We start from the raw sequence: 17,300 nt of genomic DNA on the forward strand, positions 1-17,300 counted from the left end.
TTGAGTTGGATCAAATCGCCCGCTTGCTGTTCGACGCATAGTGGTTTCCCGCAGATCGGCAAGTGCATCGCTGGAGGTGACTTCCTTGAAAACGGAATTGGGACGGCTTCCGCTACTGGTAATTTCCGCGGCGCTTGTATCTCCCTGGATACTCATCGTGGCCGATCCGGCGCTTGCGATTAGCGATGTTACGGGATGGAGCCGATTTGCCGACGCAATTGCCTTGATCGCAATCGGCGTTGCCGCGCTTGTCGGTTTCGATCTTCCGGAATGGGGCGTGGAAGCAGCGATGGGAATCTGGCTGGCTGTCGCGCCGACGGTACTCGGCTATCGAGACATTGGTTCGCTGGCTTGGATCTCCGGCATCATCGCCGCCTCCCTGCTGCTGCTTGCCATCGGAGCGGCCGTTGTACAAGTCCGTGAGGGGCGATGGAAGCGGCCTTATTGATGAGGAAGCCGGAATTTTCTCTTTGATCCTTGTCAAGGCATATGCGCGCCTTCGCAAGGAAACTGGGTGGCACGTGGCGTCAGCATGACGCCCACGAAGGAGACGATCGTGATTAGGCATATCCTGATTCCCACCGATGGCTCGGAATGCGCAACTGCCGCGTTGGAGCAGGCGGTATCCTTTGCAGTAGAACTGAAAGCGCGCGTGACGTTCCTGGTCGTGACGGAGCCCTTCCGTCTGCTTTCGGTCGAGGTGGCGCAGCTTGAACGTATCAGAAGTGAGTTCACACAATATGAAGGCGAGAGGGCGAAACACATACTGGACCGCGCCAGGGCCGTTGCCGAGAAAGAATTCGTTCCCTGCACCGTGTCCATGATGGAACACCCTGAGCCATACGAAGCCATCATCGAGACGGGTCAACGCTGCGGCGCAGGCATGATTGCCATGGGTTCGCATGGCCTTGGAGGCGTCCGGGCGATAGTGCTCGGCAGCGTTACCCAGAAAGTGCTGACGCATTGCCGTATTCCTGTTGTCGTGTATCGCTAAGCCGGAGCACCAGCCATGACCACGGTCTTGATTCCCTTCGACGGTTCCGATTGCGCGATACGCGCGGTGCAGTTCGTCATCGACAGGAGGGAGCGATACGCGCCCTTGATGCTACATCTGCTCAACGTACAGATTCCCCTCGGTACGGGAGCCGTGCGCATCTTTATCGATAGCGCAACGATCCGAAAATATCACGAGGAGACGGGGGAGCTCGCACTTGCGCCGGCGCGGACTCTGCTTGACGCGGTCGCTGCCCCGTACACGGTGCATATCAAAGTGGGACATGCCGCGGAACTCATCGCGGAGATGGCTCGGGAGTATCACTGCGACGAGATCGTCATGGGGTCGCGCGGTCTGACGGCCACGGCGGGACTCTGGCTCGGGTCGGTCACGACTCGGACCCTGCATCTGGCGGACGTTCCAGTTACGGTGGTCAAGTAACGCAGTATTCGCTGGCTGGGCACGCGCCAGCGCCACCAGGCGATCGAAGGGGACCGGCATGCACGCGCTTAAGTCGGACCTGGTAGTGCTGGGTGTCGCTGTGGCAGGACTGACCGCGGGGGCAGTTTGCTATTGGCTGGGTCTACATCCTGCCGCGGCGCGCTTTTGGGCTGCCGCCGCGATGCCCGCGACCGGGATTATGGCGTGGGACGTGGTTCGGTCGGTTTTCCGTCGTCAGGTCGGCGTGGACCTTCTTGCATTGCTCGCGGTAGTGGCCGCATTGGGCTTCGAGGAGTACCTGACCGCCGTTATTATTGCCGCCATGTCTGCGAGCGGGCACACGCTTGAGGGGTATGCGCAGGCGCGCGCCGGCAGAGACATGACTTCGCTGTTGGCGCATGCTCCGCGCGCCGCGTGGCGTATCCAGGACGATGTACTCCTCGAAGTCGAGCTGTCCGCCATCCGCGTGGGCGATCAGTTGATGATCAAGAGCGGCGAGGTCGTTCCCGTGGACGGACGAGTCCAGTCCGCGGCAGCCACGTTGGATGAGTCCGTGCTGACAGGTGAGTCTACGTTCACGGAGCGGCGGCGGGGCGATGTGGTGCTCAGCGGCGCCATCAACGCCGGTGCGGCTTTCAAGATGCTCGCGGACGAGACGGCGGAACGCAGTACCTTTGCCGGCATCGCCAGGCTTGTGACGCAAGCCCGGCTGGTCCGCGCTCCGGCAGCCCGCCTGGCGGACAAGGCTGCCATCTGGTTGGTTCCCCTTGCCTTACTGCTGGCCGGGATCACGTGGTACTGGACTGACGATCCTTTGCGAGCGCTCTCGGTGATCGTGGTGGCCACGCCTTGTCCTCTGATACTTGGCGTGCCTGTCGCTCTGGTCTGCGGCATGTCCAACTGCGCCAAGCGTGGCATCCTTGTAAAAGGCGGTGCCGCGCTGGAATTGCTTGCGCAAGCCAAGGTACTTTTCTTCGACAAAACCGGGACGCTCACCGGCGGGCGTGCGCGGATCGCGCACATCGAGGCCGACATGGGGGTGGACAAGACCGAAGTCTTGAGGACCGCCGCATGTCTGGAGCAGGTCTCTATGCATGTGACTGCCTCGATCATCGTGTCAGCCGCGCAAGCGCGCGAGTTGTCACTCACCCTTCCGGACGACGTCCACGAAGAATATGGCGCGGGCGTGTCAGGAACCCTGGATGGCCTGCCGGCAAGGGTGGGCAGTCCTCGATTTGTCCTGGAAAGTGTCTCTGCCCCTGCCTGGGCCGCTGAATTTCTCCGGCGGATCGCCGAAGAAGGCGGATCGGCGGTATTCGTCGCCAAAGGCGGCCGCCTTCTTGGGGCAATCCATCTCGCGGACCAGATCCGCACCGAGACACCAAGAGCATTGCGCCTTCTCCGACGCGCGGGCGTTTCCCGAATCATAATGCTGACTGGAGACAGCAGGGATGTGGCGGCATCCATTGGATCGGCCGTGGGCGTGGATGAGATCCACGCGGAGTTGACTCCCGCGGGCAAGGTCGCCGTGATAGCCAAAGCGCCCCCAGGAACCGTGACACTCATGGTGGGAGACGGTGTCAACGACGCTGCCGCGCTCGCATCCGCCAGCGTTGGCGTGGCGATGGGCGCACGCGGTGCCGCGGCGTCGATCGATGCGGCCGATGTCGTCTTGCTTGTCGATCGTCTCGACCGGCTTTCGGAAGCAATCCAGCTCGCCGGTGCAACCCGTCGAATCGCGCTACAGAGCGTGGCGCTCGGCATGGGAATGTCCCTCACGGCCATGGCCGTGGCCGCGGCAGGTTATCTTCCACCGGCCTACGGCGCGGCGCTGCAGGAGGTGATCGACGTCGTTGCCATCTTGAATGCGCTGAGAGTATCCAGCGTGGCCTCTTCCCGCGGCGGCCGCAGGGCGCTGTCGGAGAAAGCTGCACAGCACTTCGCCGCTGAGCATGACATCCTGCTTCCCATACTGGACCGCCTGGTTACGGTCGCGGACCAGATCCAGACAATGCCGGTGGCTGCCGCCGTGGCCACCTTGCGCGAACTCAACGATGTGATCAATGGCGAGCTGGTAGCGCACGAAAGGGCGGATGAGCGCGAGGTTTATCCGGTGCTGGTCGATGAACTGGGCGACGACGACTCGATGGCGCCTTTGATCCGTACGCACCGGGAGATTTTCTCTCTGGTGCGTCAATTGGGTCGGTCAATCGATACGCTGGGTGCAACCGTCGAAGTTGACGTGGACCTGAGGAAAATACAGCGGATTCTCTACAGCGTTGAAGCAATCATGAGGCTGCACTTCGCGCAGGAGGAAGAGGTCTATTTGTCTGTTAGCTGACGTGCGTGGCGAACGGTGAGTAATGCAGAAGCTATGGGCGACCTTTTATCTCCAGAGCTTCGCTACGGGGTTGCGCCATTTGGGGTTGATGAAAATCAAAGCTGTGCTGCCTTTATATACGTAGGCTTGAAATACGGCGGCGTCGCCGTATTCGGGAGAACATCATGGGCGATAGAGATCTGCGAAGATTGGTCTTGGATGAACTGGATTTCGATCCAAGTATCGACGCCAGAAACATCGGCGTGGCGGTCAAAGACAGCATCGTCACGCTGACAGGGCACATTACTTCATTCGCGGAAAAATATAACGCAGAGCGCGCCGTCCAACGCGTGAAGGGCGTTCGGGGGCTGGCGCAGGAGCTGGAGGTTCGGTTGTCTCCGTCAGTGCAAACGGAAGATGACCAGCTGGCGAGAAGAGTCGTGGATATGCTCGCCTGGGATTCGACGGTGCCCGCCGACAAGATCCAGGTCAAGGTTCAGAACGCGTGGGTCACGCTCGGCGGCACAGTCGACTGGGACTATCAACGCCGCAGCTGTGAGAGTACGGTGCGCCGCCTGGCGGGGATTCGGGGGATTGTCAACGACGTCAAGGTCAGAGAGCATGTCCACACCGGTGATCTGAGGAGCTCGGTGGACAAGGCGTTACAGCGTAGCGCCGAGATCGAAGCCAAGGGAATTCGGCTGCAGGTGCTCGGAGGCTCCGTGACGCTGTCAGGACAGGTTCACAGCTGGCACGAGCGCAATGCCGTGCAGCAGGCGGTATGGGCGGTGCCAGGCGTGACGGCAGTCGTCAATCAACTGGCCATATCGTGACAGGCTGCCGCCCGTTTTTCATTCTTCGATTCAAAACCGGGAGTACATGATGAGCAGACTCATTCGATATAGCCCCTTTTCCGCCGAGCCGTTCGCCGACGCATTCGAGGGATTCCTGCGCCCGATTCGCGGCATCGTGGAGGATCGGGCCCATATGGATATCGACCTGTCGGAAACGGCGTCGGAGTACGTCGTCCAGGCCGAAATCCCCGGCGTGGACAAGGCCGATATCAGCGTTGATATTGACGGCTCCACCATCCGTATTTCAGCGAAAAAATCGTCCGAGCATAAGATCGAAAAAGATGGCGAGGTGCTTCGTAGCGAGCGCTATTGGGGAGAACTGCAAAGAGCGTTGACCCTGGCGAGTGCCGTCGACGAGGAAAAGGCGACTGCCAGCTATGAAAACGGGGTGCTCAGGCTGACGCTGCCAAAACGGGCAGGGGAAGCGAAACGGCGTCTCACCATTGCTTGAGCATTGCGCAATGCCGATCGCTGGTGGCAGCCATTTTTTGGGAATGGCGCGCCACCCTGCGCGAGAAGGGGTATCGGAGGAATGTCCTTCGCCTGGCGGTTTTCGCTTAGAGCCTCGACAGTTGCGGCATATCCAGCAGACGGATTACCCGCCCTTCCCATTCGATCAGTCGGCGCTGGCGCAAGCGAGAGAATACGCGGCTGACGGTCTCCAGGGTCAGGCCCAGGTAGGCGCCAATATCTTCCCTGCTGACGCATAAGGGAAAAACGGCGGGATTGGCCGTGCGTTCCCCATAGCGGGCACCCATATCGAGCAGGAAGGCGGCGACACGCTGCTCCGCGTTGCGGTTGGCGATAACCATTAGCAGGGCATCCCTGTCCAATGTCTCCCTGCTCAGCAATCGCTCCATGCCGCGGTGGACTTCCGGAAGGGCGTCGGCGACGGCTTCTGCACGCAGAAAGGGCAGGACGCATATCTGCATGTCGAGAAGAGCGATCCCCTCGGTTTGATGTTTGCCGGAGGCTATCCCGTCAGTGCCAAAACACTCCCCGGCGATCTTGAAGGCGGTTATCTGCTGACGGCCCTCGGTGTCGACCCGTAATATCTTGCAGATTCCGCAGCGCGGAATATATAGGCTGCGCAGGACATCGCCTGCGCGAAAGATTGCTTCACCGGCGCGGACAGCGCGTATCCCTATGTGATTATCGAGTGCCGAGACCAGTCCACCTGCGCCCAGACCGGCGATTTGACATAGGATGCTGGCGTCGCATAGCCCACACGCTGATGACGCACTGTGGGTTGGGCGTGGAACCGGGCTAAGGGAAGTCACAACTCCCGCACGCGCGGACGGGTGCAGATTTTCGATGGCATTCATGAATGCCTCCTACGTTGGCGACGTTACACGTGGAGCCCTTGCGGGGGGAGGTCCATGTTTGCATGTGTCTGCCGGCTGGATGCACCGGTTCCCAGGCGGCGGGCGACTCAGCTGGTTTCGCGATGCAGCGATTTCCCAGGATTTTTTGATTCTATTGCTGAAGCATGCTGCGCCGAAGAAAAATCGCGGTTCTGGATTGCTACTGATTCGGTAGGCAGGGTTGGATGCCTTGAGCGCGTGTCAGCGTTATTGCATATGCAGTCCCCCATTAATAGCAAGGTTTGCTCCCGTGATATAGGCGGCATCGTCTGACGCGACAAATGCAACGAGCGCAGCAATCTCTTCCGGTCGGCCCAGACGGCCCACCGGGATCATGGGCAGGATGTTTTTCTCCAGAATTTCCGGCGGGACGGCTTCAAGCATCCTGGTGTGGAGATATCCAGGAGAAACCGTGTTGACGGTGACGCCGTGCCGGGCGGCCTCGAGGGCGAGCGACATCGTGAAGCCATGCAGGCCCGCTTTTGCCGCTGCGTAGTTTGTCTGGCCAAACTGGCCCCGCTGGCCATTTACGGAGGCGACATTGATGATGCGGCCCCAGCGGCGTTCGATCATGTCGCCGAGCAGGGGTTGGGTCACGTTGAACGCTGAATCGAGATTCGTGCGCAGCACCTTCTGCCAATCAGACTGCGCCATCTTCCGAAGCGTCGCGTCCCGCGTGATGCCGGCGTTATTGACCAGGATATCGATGGGCCCCGCCTCGACGCGGATCTTCTTCAGTGTCTCCGCACACTCCTGGAAGTTCGCCACGTCCAGCGGATAGGCCACGACGTCTATTCCTGTTTCACGCTTTTCCTCCAGCCACGCTACTGATCGGTGGTTATCGGGCGACGCGGTCACAACGATCCGGTGCCCGGCTGCGTGCAAGCGCGCGACGATGGCCTCGCCAAGGCCGCCCATGCCACCTGTAACCAGTGCCGTTCTTCTAGCCATGACTATCTCCTTTCCTGAAACGTCCACTGATGCACGGACATTCCGGCAGGCTAGTGCCAGCGGCCGGGACGGCGGTTGACGCATATCAACTGGCTTGCCAGGGCAGAGGGGTGCGAGCCGCGCCGGTTCGAGGCGTCAACAGCGTTGGAAGGAAATCCGCGTTTGCGCGAGATCAAAGTCGGCGCAACGGCGCGGCGTAGCATGGTTGCAAGGCGACATTGTGCGCGGCGGGATGCTTCCAGCAGGGCTGGATCCACAGAGAAGGAAGGGGCATGGATAAGCAGCAGGCAGCAGCAGAGGTGCTGGTGGAGGGCGATACGTCGTGGACGCAGGTTCATACCGGGACGCATCCCCACGCCGTGCTATCGAGCGACGCGCCATGCCAACATCCACCGGCGGATCCGCCCTGGCGGAATCTGGACAGGCTCGTCCAGGCGAGTCTCGTGCGCAGCGCGGGTGGAATTTCGCCTATCGGGCTCTATCTCGACTGCCTGGACTGGGCGATGCATCTCGCAGTGTCACCGGGAAAGCAAATGTCCATTTGGGACATGGCCAAGTCTCCCGCTTTGGAAGCAACGCCTCCCGCAAACCGTTCGTCTCTCGTGGCCGACCCGCGCTTCAAGCACCCGGACTGGGAAAAAATGCCTTATCGCCAGTTCAGGGATGCCTTTCAGCGCATGGAAGCGTGCTGGGAGGCCGCGGCAAGCGGGGTAAGCGGGGCCACCCCCAAGCACCAGAATGTCGTTCGTTTCGTGGGGCGCCAGGTACTTGACCTCTTTTCGCCGAGCAATGTGTGGTGGGTCAATCCCGAAGTTCTCGGTGCCATGAGCAAAACGAACGGGATGTCGCTTTTGCTGGGCATGCAGCGGATGCAGGCCGATGCTGCTGATTTGTTGACGGGAAATGCGCCAGGCGCATCGGAAGACAAGCGCGAGCATTTCAGGGTGGGGAAAGATCTGGCGGTGACTCCGGGATGCGTGGTTTTTGCCAACCCGGTCATGGAGCTCATACGTTATGCACCCGCATCCAAGCGAACGTATCCCGAGCCGGTACTCATCGTACCTTCTTGGCTGCTGAAGTACTACATCCTCGATTTGAGCGCTCGGAATTCGCTGGTGCGCTACCTGGTCGAGGCCGGTCATACCGTATACATGATGTCCTGGAAGAATCCGCGAGAAGAAGGGCGGGACTGGGGCTTGGCAACCTATCTCGAAGAAGGCGTCTTCGCGGCGCTCCAACACATCTACCGTGAATTGGGGGGCAAGCGCGTGCACACGGCAGGCTATTGCCTGGGCGGGACCTTGCTGGCGATGGCGGCGGCGGCATTGGGCCGACAGCATAGCCGCCGACCATGGATAAAGACCGTCACGCTGCTTGCTGCGCAAACCGATTTTTCCGAGCCGGGTGAACTGGGCTTGTTCATCAGCTCCAGCGGTGTCTCCGGCCTGGATGCCCTGATGTGGCAGCAGGGTTTCCTCGACGGAAAACAGTTGGCCGGGGTATTCCAGCTGCTGAACTCGCGCGACCTGATCTGGTCGCGGCTGGTTCATGATTATCTGCTTGGCCGTCAGCTGACGCCGACGGCCATGATGGCGTGGAACGCCGATACGACGCGGCTGCCTTACCGGCTGCACAGCGAGATGCTGCATGACTTGTACCTTCACAATAACCTGGCTGAGGGGCGTCAATGCATCGATGGCGAGCCCGTCACCCTGACCGATATACACGTCCCGATGCTGGTTGTGGCGACCGAACGGGACCACATCTCGCCGTGGAGGTCTGTGCATAAGCTGCACTTGCTGACGCATAGGGAAATGACTTTCGTGCTGGTCTCCGGTGGCCACAACGTGGGCATCGTCAGCCCGCCGGGAGAGGGATCCCCACACCAGCACTATCGGTGGAAAGTGAGACGCCAGGGCGATCCCTATCTGCCCCCTCAGGATTGGACGGAGTCGGCGGCGCTGGATCAAGGCTCATGGTGGCCGTTCTGGCAAGGTTGGTTAGGGCGTCATTCAGGGGCCAGGAGTGCCGCGCCTGCTTATCCTCCTGGAAGAATACTGAGCGAGGCGCCTGGGACTTACGTCTTGGAACGATGACGTAATTCATCAACGCAAAGACCCCCTGGACCCACGCGGCCCACACGGCTCTTTTAGAGCGAGGAGTAAGCGATGGAGCACGAAACCTATGACATTGCGTGCCTGGCGGCGATGCTGATCCATTTTCTGAAGTCGGTCGGCGTCGATGACGAAGAAGGACTGGAAGTGCTGCGGGCCGCGGAGAATCTGTTGGTTCAGACGCGCAAAAGTGCGTTCAGCGCTGATGCAGATGAAGCCGTCCGCAATCTGGAGTCCGTCACCTGAGCTCGCGACCCCGAAAAAGAGGGGACGGCCGGGACGCGGCAATGCGGCCGATTGGCTTTTTACTCGATGGGATCGAGTTTCCTTGTTGGAGACATACCATGTTTAAGCGTATCGCTGTTCATATCGACAAGGACCCGGCTTGCGCAGGGCGGCTGGCAACAGCACTTGCCTTGGCAAAGACACACGAGGCGCAGATTGTCGGAATCTACGTGCAGGATCCGCCCTTCAACTACGGCTATGACGAAGTCGTTGTCTCCGCCGCTGTGCTCGAAGTGCAGCGAACCCAGATGGCCGAGGAAAGACAAAAATGCACCGAGTATTTCTGCCAGCGTGTCGCCCTCACCGGGCAGAGTAAATCGTGGGTGGCAGTCCAGGGCGCGCTCGAGGATGAGCTGGCGCTGCATTCTCGATGTAGTGACATACTCATTATGAGCCAGGCGGATCCGCAGACGCATCGATCTTCCGTGCAGGGGTATCAACTGGAATCAGTGATTTTGACGGCTGGCCGACCGGTGCTCACCATTCCATTTGCGACCGAGCTGACGCAACCGGTGGACAAGGTACTTTTGTGCTGGGACCAGGGGCGTGAGTCAGCCCGGGCGATCGCCGATGCGGCGCCTTTCCTGGAACTGGCCAAGGAGATTGTCGTATTGACGGTCGACAAGCGGGTCGTGCCGGAGGGAGAGGCCCGCAAGACGATGAGCGGCCTCGATGATTATCTGCGTGCACACGGCTATGCGCCGGCCAAGGCGGTATCTGCGTCCTCCAAGGAGAGCGGCATCGGAAACGCAATCCTCAACACCGCTGCTGACTTCGGCTCCAACCTGATAGTGATGGGTCTTTATGGGCACAGTCGCGCGCGCGAGTGGGTGCTTGGCGGCGCATCCCGGGAGATGATGTCGGACATGACTATCCCCGTCCTGTTTTCCCATTGATCTGCATTCAGATGGGGCTCTGGAGAAATCGGCATGTATGCGATGACGTTACGTGAGTACGGACGCCCCTTGATTTGGGAACAGCGCACCACGCCTGAACCTGGCCCGGGACAGGTTCGAATCAAGGTGGAGGCGTGCGGGGTTTGCCGTACCGATTTGCATGTCGTGGATGGTGAGCTTCCCAGGGTGCCGTTACCGATCATTCCTGGCCACGAGGTCGTTGGCATCGTCGAAGCGCTGGGGAGTGGAGCGCAACGGATTGGCGTGGGGGCCCGGGTAGGTGTGTCCTGGCTGGCCCGGACCTGTGGCCGTTGCAGGTACTGCAGAGACGGTCAGGAAAATCTGTGCGATACGGCGCTCTTCACGGGCTACACGCGACACGGCGGCTATGCTACGCACGTGATCGCTGACGCGGAATATGTCTTTCCCCTGAGAGACGAAGGGGAGGCAGAGTCTCTCGCTCCGCTTCTGTGCGCGGGCTTGATCGGTTGGCGCTGTCTACGTGCCACGGGAAACGGCGCTCGAATAGGTCTGTATGGGTTTGGCGCCGCTGCCCATATCCTTGCCCAGGTGTGCCGATGGGAGGGGCGGTCGATATATGCCTTCACTCGCCCTGGGGACACGGCGGCCCAGGGCCTGGCCTTGTCATTGGGCGCCGCCTGGGCAGGCGGGAGCGACCGGCGCCCCGCCGAGCCCTTGGATGCGGCCATCCTCTTCGCACCCGTCGGCGCGCTGGTGCCGGCGGCGTTGCAAACCGTGCGGAAAGGAGGCACCGTCGTCTGCGGCGGAATCCATATGAGCGATATCCCGGCCTTTCCCTACCGGATGCTTTGGGAAGAGAGGCGGGTGGTCTCTGTTGCGAATCTCACACGCCAGGACGGCAAGGGTTTCCTTGATATCGCCGGGCCGGCGCGAATCCGGACGCACACGAAGCGCTACGCACTCCAAGAGGCAAACCAGGCTTTGAGTGATCTGAGGGAGGGACGTCTCGAGGGGGCCGCGGTATTAGTTCCCTAGCGCGTGGTGCCAACGGCAAGCCGAAAGCTGGATGAACCCGGGTCGCGGGCCGGGCCCCCATTCAATCGTCCGTTCGAGGCGCTGGACGCACGAGCAGCACGGGTACAGGTGAGCCTCGTGCCACCCCTTCGGCTACGCTACCCATGAACAGGCGATCGAGTCCGCGCCGTCCGTGGGTTGCCATGACAATCAAGTCCGCGCCCCAGCGCTGGGCGCGATCGAGGATGATCTGCGAGATACGGCGGTCATCGCTTTCCTCCAGCAAGAACTCCGAGTCGACATTGGCGCGCTCCAATACTTTATGAGCATCATTGAGAATTCGGTAGCCGTTTCGTCTCATCGCAGGCAGCACATAGTCAAGGAAGACGCTGGGCCGCTCCAGGCCGCTGGAATACTGAAGCGCATCGACGACGTGGAAAAGGAGAATGGTGGCGCCACTCAGCGCCTTGATCTGGGAAGCCTCCTGCAAGGCGCACAGGTTTCCTTCGGAACCGTCGACCGGCACGAGGATTTTTTTATACATGGGCTTGCTCCATGCGGTTTAGCGCGTTTCGGACAGGAGCGCGCGCAGCATGTCGCGTCGGCTGACGATCCCGACGAGTTTGCCATTTTTGGTAATGGGTACTCGCTTTATCCGGTGCTTGTCGAGGACATCGGCCACCTCCGCGATCGTGGCCGTCTCCTCCAGCGTGATGGCAGGCGCGCTCATGATCGTAGCGGCGGTGTGTTCACTTAACTGCAGGCTGCGTAGAAATTCTGCGTTGAGATCTGCGCCCTCGGCGATTTGCGCCAGCCAATGATCCAGGCGGGCTTGATGCGCACTTCCCTGGTGGTGAACGATGTCGCCTTCGCTCACTATCCCGATAACGACATCATCGGGACTTGTGACAATCACCGCGCTTATCTGCCGGTCGACCATCAACTGCATGATGCTGGCGACGGACGCATGAATGGAAACAGCGATCGGCTGTGTGGTCATTATGTCGCGAGCTAGCATCGTGCTTCTCCCGGATCAGGTAGATGCAGCGTAGCTCACGGGGAATAGCGGGAGTTGATCTCGATCAATCGAAAGGCAGGCGTGGCAGAATCTGCCCAGTCTGGGAAGTCACCTGGTGGGGGCTTGGATTGGGAAGCCCTCTAAGTGTTTGAATTTTTGAAAGATTTTTATGGTGCCCGGGGCCGGAATCGAACCGGCACGCCTTGCGGCGGGGGATTTTGAGTCCCCTGCGTCTACCAATTTCACCACCCGGGCGGATCGTGCGCGGTGGCCCCTGATGGGGTACGCGTTGGTGCAGAGGGCGCAATTATAACGGGTTTGCAGAAATTTGCCTGGCGCCGTTCCAGCACCCCCCGGCAACGTGCCTCGCCGCTTACTCCAGCTCGATCACATAAAACTTCGTATCCACCACCATCCGCGGAAAGCTGGCCGGTAACGCGTCCGCCGTTACCTCGGTGAACCCGTGCTTCTCGTAGAATCGGTGCGCCGCCAGGAACTTGGCAGTGGTGCCCAGGTAGATGCGCTGCAACCCGCGCTGGCGACTCGCGGCCAGCAACGCTTCCAGCAGCCGGGCGGCCACGCCCAGATCCCGGCCGCGATAGGGCGCCGCGACGAACATCTTGCGCAAGGCAGCCTGGCTATCCCCGATATCCTTCAGCGCGATGGTGCCCACGACCAGGCCCTCGGCGGTGGGAGACCCTTCCTCACCCGTCACCGCCACCCAGAAATCACCCTTGCCAGTCTGGTAAAACGCCTCGATCGTGGCCAGATCGGGCTGATCCTCCGCCGTGATCGGAATACCGAATTCTTCACGCTGGATCGGCAGGATCGTATCGATCACCCCTTGCTTGTCGGCGGGCCGGTAACGGCGGACATCGAATTTCACATCGCTGCTCAAGTCATTTCCTCGGTCGTATGGGCGATACCGCCGGTTGGGTATCATAGCCCCCTTGAAATTTCGCTCATCAACCCTATCCTTGACGGCTGGCAGCCATCACCACCCGCCGGCCGTCCCCGGCAGATGCAACGCGCTTTTGCATTTTTCCCATTTCCTCAGACCTTGAAGATTTCGACATCATGAACGAAACCGTCTCCTCTACCCCGTCAGAAACCCTGGGCTTCCAGGCCGAGGTGAAGCAGCTGCTGCACCTCATGATCCACTCGCTCTACAGCAACAAGGAAATCTTCCTGCGCGAGCTGGTGTCGAACGCCTCGGACGCCTGCGACAAGCTGCGCTTCGAAGCCATCGATAACGCCGCGCTGCTGGAAGGCGACGGCGAAGCAGCCATCAATGTGGACTACGACAAGGCCGCCCGCACGATCACGATCTCCGACAACGGGATCGGCCTGACCCGCGACGAAGCGGTGGCCAACCTGGGCACCATCGCCCGGTCCGGCACCAAGGAATTCTTCTCCAAGCTCACCGGCGACAAGCAGAAAGACGCCCAGCTGATCGGCCAGTTCGGCGTCGGTTTCTATTCCTCCTTCATCGTCGCCGACAAGGTCACGGTGATAACCCGCCGCGCCGGTACGCCCGCCCAGGACGCCGTGCGCTGGGAATCGGACGGCCAGGGCGAGTTCACCATCGCCGCCACTGAAAAAGCCACACGCGGCACCGACGTCATCCTGCACCTGCGCGAAGACGAAGACGAACTGCTCAGCGGCTGGAAGCTGCGCGAGATTCTGCGCCGTTACTCGGACCACATTTCCCTGCCCATCCGCATGGTCAAGGAAGAATGGGACGCCGAGAAAGGCGAGCAGGTGCGCAAGGACGAGCTGGAAACCGTCAACCAGGCCAACGCGCTGTGGACGCGCTCCAAGGGCGACATCACCGACGAGCAGTACAAGGAGTTCTACAAGCACGTCGCCCACGATTACGATGATCCGCTGGCCTGGTCGCACAACCGCGTCGAAGGCCGCAGCGAATACACGCAACTGCTGTACGTCCCCAAGCACGCTCCCATGGACATGTGGGACCGCGACGGCCGCCGCGGCGTGAAGCTATACGTGAAGCGCGTGTTCATCATGGACGACGCCGAACAGCTGCTGCCGTCCTACCTGCGCTTCGTGCGTGGCGTGATCGACTCGGCCGACCTGCCGCTGAACGTCTCGCGCGAAATCCTGCAGGAAAGCCGTGACGTGCGCGCCATCCGCGAAGGCTCGGCCAAGCGCATCCTGTCGCTGCTGGAAGACATGGCGGAAAACCGCAAGGAAGACTACGTCACGTTCTGGACCGAATTCGGCCAGGTGCTGAAGGAAGGCACGGGCGAAGACCAGTCCAACCTGGAACGCATCGCCAAGCTGCTGCGCTTCGCGTCGACGAATTCCGGCGACGACACGCAGTCGGTGTCGCTGGCCGATTACGTGGCGCGCATGAAGGAAGGCCAGGACAAGATCTACTACGTCACCGGCGAAAGCTACGCCGCCGCCAGCAACAGCCCGCATCTGGAAATCTTCCGCAAAAAGGGCATCGAAGTGCTGCTGTTGTGGGAGCGCGTGGACGAATGGATGCTGTCCTACCTGCGCGAATTCGAAGGCAAGTCCCTGGTGTCGGTGGCCAAGGGCGGCCTGGACCTGGACGCGTTGGCGGACGAGGAAGAAAAGAAGCGCCAGGCTGACGTGCAGGAAGAATTCAAGCCGCTGGTCGAGCGCCTGAAGACTGCCCTGGGCGACAAGGTGGCGGACGTGCGCGTGACGCTGCGCCTGGTCGACTCGCCGGCCTGCATCGTGGTCGGGCAGAACGACTTGAGCCCCAACCTGCTGCGTATGCTCAAGGCCGCGGGACAGCAGGCGCCCGACACCAAGCCGACGCTGGAAATCAACCCGGAACACGCGCTGGTCCAACGCATCCGCGACGCGGGCGACAGCGACTTCGGGCAGTGGGCCAATCTGCTGCTGGACCAGGCCATGCTGGCCGAGGGGGGCCAATTGGCCGATCCGGCAGGCTTCGTCAAGCGCCTGAATGCGCTGTTGCTGAAGGCGGTTTGATGTCCGCTTGATGATAAAGCCGACGCTGAAGCTGAAGCCACCTCGCCGCATGCGATGAGGCGGTTCCAGCAAGCTGAAAGGGCCAGGTTTCCATTGTGGAAACCTGGCCCTTTCGTTTGCGCGTCAGGCTTGGGCGCCAAAGTCCACCCTGGGGCTGCCTTTCAACCGGGCGGCAGGGTCCTGCGCAGGAAGCCGCAAGTCGCGCCGAAGCGCGGCCAGTCGAAGGCGGGGCCGGGATCGGTCTTGCGGCCCGGCGCGATATGTTCATGGCCCCAGGCATGGGTCAAGGGATAGCGCGCCTTCAGCGCCGACGTCAGCCGGGCCAGTGTGGCGTATTGTTCATCGGTGTAGGGCAGCACATCCGTGCCTTCCAGTTCGACGCCAAGGGAAAAATCATTGCATCCCTCGCGTTCGTACAGCCGCGACACGCCTGCATGCCAGGCGCGCTTGTCGGTGGCAACGAACTGTTGAACGAGACCGTCGCGGCGGATGAAGAAATGCGCGGCCACATGCAAGCCGCGCAGGCGCTCGAACCAGGCGTCCGCCGCGTAATCCAGCCGATTGCAGAACAGGCCTTCCACATGCGGGCCGCCGAATTCACCCGGCGGCAGGCTGATGTTGTGGATGACCAGCAGGCTGACGGCCGTCCCCGGCGGACGCTCATTGAAATTAGGCGAGGGCGTCAGTGTCACGCCGCGCCCGGGTTTTAGCCACCCATGTCGGTCCAATTGCAAAGCCATGTGATCTCCCAGTGTTAGCTTTATTACACGCGTGCCGCTCGAGCGGCACGCGGAGCCAGGAGAGGTCTGCTATTGCGGTGGTCCCGCCTGAGCATGGCTCAGGTTGTCGAGGCCGTGCCCAGTCGGGCATGTTCCTGCCCGCAATACGTTTCTCCCGCGCTGAGTACCGCTTCGGAACGCGGCAGGTGGATGCCGCAGTGCGCACAGCGCACCATCTGCTCCGCCTGTTGCACGGCGGCCGGCCGCGTCGGGCGGCCATTATTGGCGCCGGCCTTGGTGCCGTTGCCGGCATTGCCCGCGTTGCCGCGGCCAGCCTGTTGCTGCCCGGCCTGCTCACGTGCCTGCTGTTGCGCGCTGCGCGCACCGGCGCGTGCGGCGATGCGCGCAACCGTCAGGATAACCAGTCCGATGACGAACCAGAAAATCAGCTTACCCACTTCAACCTCGATGCAAAATCACTTCCAGTACGAACCGGCTGCCGGTGTAGGCCAGGATCAGCAGGGCAAAACCGGCCAGGGTCCAGCGCAAGGCCACGCGGCCACGCCAGCCTTTCAGGTAACGGCCCAGCAGCAGCACCCCGAACGTCAGCCAGGACAGCAGCGTGAAGACCGTTTTGTGATCGAAGGGTAGCGGCTTTCCGGTAAGTTCGTATGACGCGATGGCGCCGGTGCAGACCGTCAGGGTGAGGACGACGAAGCCTACCGAAATCAGGCGGAACAACAGGTATTCCTGCATCAGCAGCGGCGGTTGCACGTCCAGGACGCGGCCGACGATGCTGGCCTGACCGGCGGCGCGGGGCGGGCGGTGCAGGTGGCGGTCCAGCAAGGCCATCAGGCCGGCATGCAGGGCGGCCACGGTCATCAGGCCGTAAGCCGCCAGGGCGATCATCAGATGGGTGCGCAGCCAGGGATTGTGCGCGTGCGGCACCACCTGGCCCTGGGGAAACAGCGCGGCCAGGGCGGTGGTCAGCGTGGCGGCGGGCAACAGCAGCAGTTGCAGGCCGTCGATCCGCACCAGCAGGCTTTCCAGCCAGAAGATCAGCATGCCCAGCCACACGGCGGCGGACAGCGCCAGCGCCCAGCCGACGAACAGCGCTTCGCCGCCAAGGATGCTCTGGTACAGGCCGATGCCCTGTAAAAGCAGGGCTCCCAGCAGGCACAATCGGTTGGTCCGGCCCGCCTGTTGGACCTCCTGGGTCCTGCTCAGCCGGCGCCACAGCGACCCGGCCAGCACCGCGTAAGCGACGGCGGCGGCCGCGTGAAATACAATGCCTGTTGACATAGAACCCGTATCTTCGATGTGGCCCGGGCGCGACTGACGCTCCATGGCGCGATACCGC

At 61.4% G+C, this 17,300-nt stretch carries 19 protein-coding genes and 1 tRNA gene; 11 read left to right on the forward strand and 9 right to left on the reverse strand.

Annotation, left to right across the window (positions count from 1 at the left end; translation table 11 throughout):
• Positions 1-85: 85 nt before the first annotated feature.
• The 6 genes from CEY05_RS19080 to CEY05_RS19105 all read left to right on the forward strand — a co-directional run bounded on the left by CEY05_RS19080 (position 86) and on the right by CEY05_RS19105 (position 5,060).
• Positions 86-448: a hypothetical protein gene (locus CEY05_RS19080; RefSeq protein WP_143220505.1), complete on the forward strand. Its 363-nt coding sequence runs from the start codon at positions 86-88 to the stop codon at positions 446-448.
• Positions 449-532: 84 nt separating this feature from the next.
• Positions 533-994: a universal stress protein gene (locus CEY05_RS19085; RefSeq protein ID WP_198952828.1), complete on the forward strand. Its 462-nt coding sequence runs from the start codon at positions 533-535 to the stop codon at positions 992-994.
• A 15-nt stretch (positions 995-1,009) separates the two neighbouring features.
• Positions 1,010-1,435: a universal stress protein gene (locus CEY05_RS19090; RefSeq protein WP_088597056.1), complete on the forward strand. Its 426-nt coding sequence runs from the start codon at positions 1,010-1,012 to the stop codon at positions 1,433-1,435.
• A gap of 58 nt (positions 1,436-1,493) precedes the next feature.
• Positions 1,494-3,776: a heavy metal translocating P-type ATPase gene (locus CEY05_RS19095; RefSeq protein ID WP_088597057.1), complete on the forward strand. Its 2,283-nt coding sequence runs from the start codon at positions 1,494-1,496 to the stop codon at positions 3,774-3,776.
• A 164-nt stretch (positions 3,777-3,940) separates the two neighbouring features.
• Complete coding sequence (locus tag CEY05_RS19100; RefSeq protein WP_088597058.1) at positions 3,941-4,588, forward strand: BON domain-containing protein; 648 nt, start codon at positions 3,941-3,943, stop codon at positions 4,586-4,588.
• Between the two features lie 49 nt (positions 4,589-4,637).
• Positions 4,638-5,060 carry an Hsp20/alpha crystallin family protein gene (locus CEY05_RS19105; protein ID WP_088597673.1) on the forward strand — a complete coding sequence of 141 codons (423 nt, stop codon included), beginning with the start codon at positions 4,638-4,640 and terminating at the stop codon, positions 5,058-5,060.
• Positions 5,061-5,166: 106 nt separating this feature from the next.
• Here CEY05_RS19105 and CEY05_RS19110 read toward each other — a convergent pair whose 3' ends face one another.
• On the reverse strand, positions 5,167-5,934 hold the full coding sequence (locus CEY05_RS19110; RefSeq protein ID WP_088597059.1) for a helix-turn-helix domain-containing protein: 768 nt from the start codon (positions 5,932-5,934) through the stop codon (positions 5,167-5,169).
• 246 nt (positions 5,935-6,180) lie between these two features.
• The gene (gene phbB / locus CEY05_RS19115; protein ID WP_088597060.1) at positions 6,181-6,924 is read right to left on the reverse strand and encodes an acetoacetyl-CoA reductase; all 744 of its coding nucleotides are present in this window, start codon (positions 6,922-6,924) and stop codon (positions 6,181-6,183) included.
• A 272-nt stretch (positions 6,925-7,196) separates the two neighbouring features.
• On the opposite strand from phbB, the gene CEY05_RS19120 reads away from it, so the two are divergent.
• The 4 genes from CEY05_RS19120 to CEY05_RS19135 all read left to right on the forward strand — a co-directional run bounded on the left by CEY05_RS19120 (position 7,197) and on the right by CEY05_RS19135 (position 11,236).
• On the forward strand, positions 7,197-9,020 hold the full coding sequence (locus tag CEY05_RS19120; RefSeq protein WP_088597061.1) for an alpha/beta fold hydrolase: 1,824 nt from the start codon (positions 7,197-7,199) through the stop codon (positions 9,018-9,020).
• Positions 9,021-9,092: 72 nt separating this feature from the next.
• Positions 9,093-9,284 carry a hypothetical protein gene (locus CEY05_RS19125; protein WP_088597062.1) on the forward strand — a complete coding sequence of 64 codons (192 nt, stop codon included), beginning with the start codon at positions 9,093-9,095 and terminating at the stop codon, positions 9,282-9,284.
• Between the two features lie 98 nt (positions 9,285-9,382).
• Positions 9,383-10,219, forward strand: coding sequence for a universal stress protein (locus tag CEY05_RS19130; protein WP_158219359.1), 837 nt, complete (start codon positions 9,383-9,385; stop codon positions 10,217-10,219).
• 33 nt (positions 10,220-10,252) lie between these two features.
• Positions 10,253-11,236: a zinc-dependent alcohol dehydrogenase family protein gene (locus tag CEY05_RS19135; protein WP_088597064.1), complete on the forward strand. Its 984-nt coding sequence runs from the start codon at positions 10,253-10,255 to the stop codon at positions 11,234-11,236.
• Positions 11,237-11,297: 61 nt separating this feature from the next.
• Here the strand turns inward: CEY05_RS19135 and CEY05_RS19140 are convergent, their stop codons facing one another.
• The 4 genes from CEY05_RS19140 to CEY05_RS19155 all read right to left on the reverse strand — a co-directional run bounded on the left by CEY05_RS19140 (position 11,298) and on the right by CEY05_RS19155 (position 13,131).
• Complete coding sequence (locus CEY05_RS19140; RefSeq protein ID WP_088597065.1) at positions 11,298-11,759, reverse strand: universal stress protein; 462 nt, start codon at positions 11,757-11,759, stop codon at positions 11,298-11,300.
• Positions 11,760-11,777: 18 nt separating this feature from the next.
• Complete coding sequence (locus CEY05_RS19145; protein ID WP_088597066.1) at positions 11,778-12,233, reverse strand: CBS domain-containing protein; 456 nt, start codon at positions 12,231-12,233, stop codon at positions 11,778-11,780.
• A 170-nt stretch (positions 12,234-12,403) separates the two neighbouring features.
• Positions 12,404-12,488, reverse strand: a tRNA-Leu gene (locus CEY05_RS19150).
• Between the two features lie 118 nt (positions 12,489-12,606).
• On the reverse strand, positions 12,607-13,131 hold the full coding sequence (locus CEY05_RS19155) for a GNAT family N-acetyltransferase (RefSeq protein WP_233161596.1): 525 nt from the start codon (positions 13,129-13,131) through the stop codon (positions 12,607-12,609).
• Between the two features lie 179 nt (positions 13,132-13,310).
• Here CEY05_RS19155 and htpG point away from each other — a divergent pair, with 179 nt between their 5' ends.
• The gene (gene htpG, locus CEY05_RS19160; RefSeq protein ID WP_088597068.1) at positions 13,311-15,221 is read left to right on the forward strand and encodes a molecular chaperone HtpG; all 1,911 of its coding nucleotides are present in this window, start codon (positions 13,311-13,313) and stop codon (positions 15,219-15,221) included.
• A 161-nt stretch (positions 15,222-15,382) separates the two neighbouring features.
• On the opposite strand, the gene ampD is transcribed toward htpG, so the two are convergent.
• The 3 genes from ampD to CEY05_RS19175 all read right to left on the reverse strand — a co-directional run bounded on the left by ampD (position 15,383) and on the right by CEY05_RS19175 (position 17,242).
• Complete coding sequence (gene ampD / locus CEY05_RS19165) at positions 15,383-15,961, reverse strand: 1,6-anhydro-N-acetylmuramyl-L-alanine amidase AmpD (protein WP_088597069.1); 579 nt, start codon at positions 15,959-15,961, stop codon at positions 15,383-15,385.
• Positions 15,962-16,059: 98 nt separating this feature from the next.
• Positions 16,060-16,398 carry a PP0621 family protein gene (locus tag CEY05_RS19170; protein ID WP_088597070.1) on the reverse strand — a complete coding sequence of 113 codons (339 nt, stop codon included), beginning with the start codon at positions 16,396-16,398 and terminating at the stop codon, positions 16,060-16,062.
• Position 16,399: 1 nt separating this feature from the next.
• A complete protein-coding gene (locus CEY05_RS19175) occupies positions 16,400-17,242 on the reverse strand; it encodes an inner membrane protein YpjD (RefSeq protein ID WP_088597674.1) in 843 nt (280 codons plus the stop codon).
• Positions 17,243-17,300: the final 58 nt, after the last annotated feature.

It is taken from the genome of Achromobacter sp. HZ34 (assembly GCF_002209485.1).
GTDB lineage: Bacteria > Pseudomonadota > Gammaproteobacteria > Burkholderiales > Burkholderiaceae_B > Bordetella_C.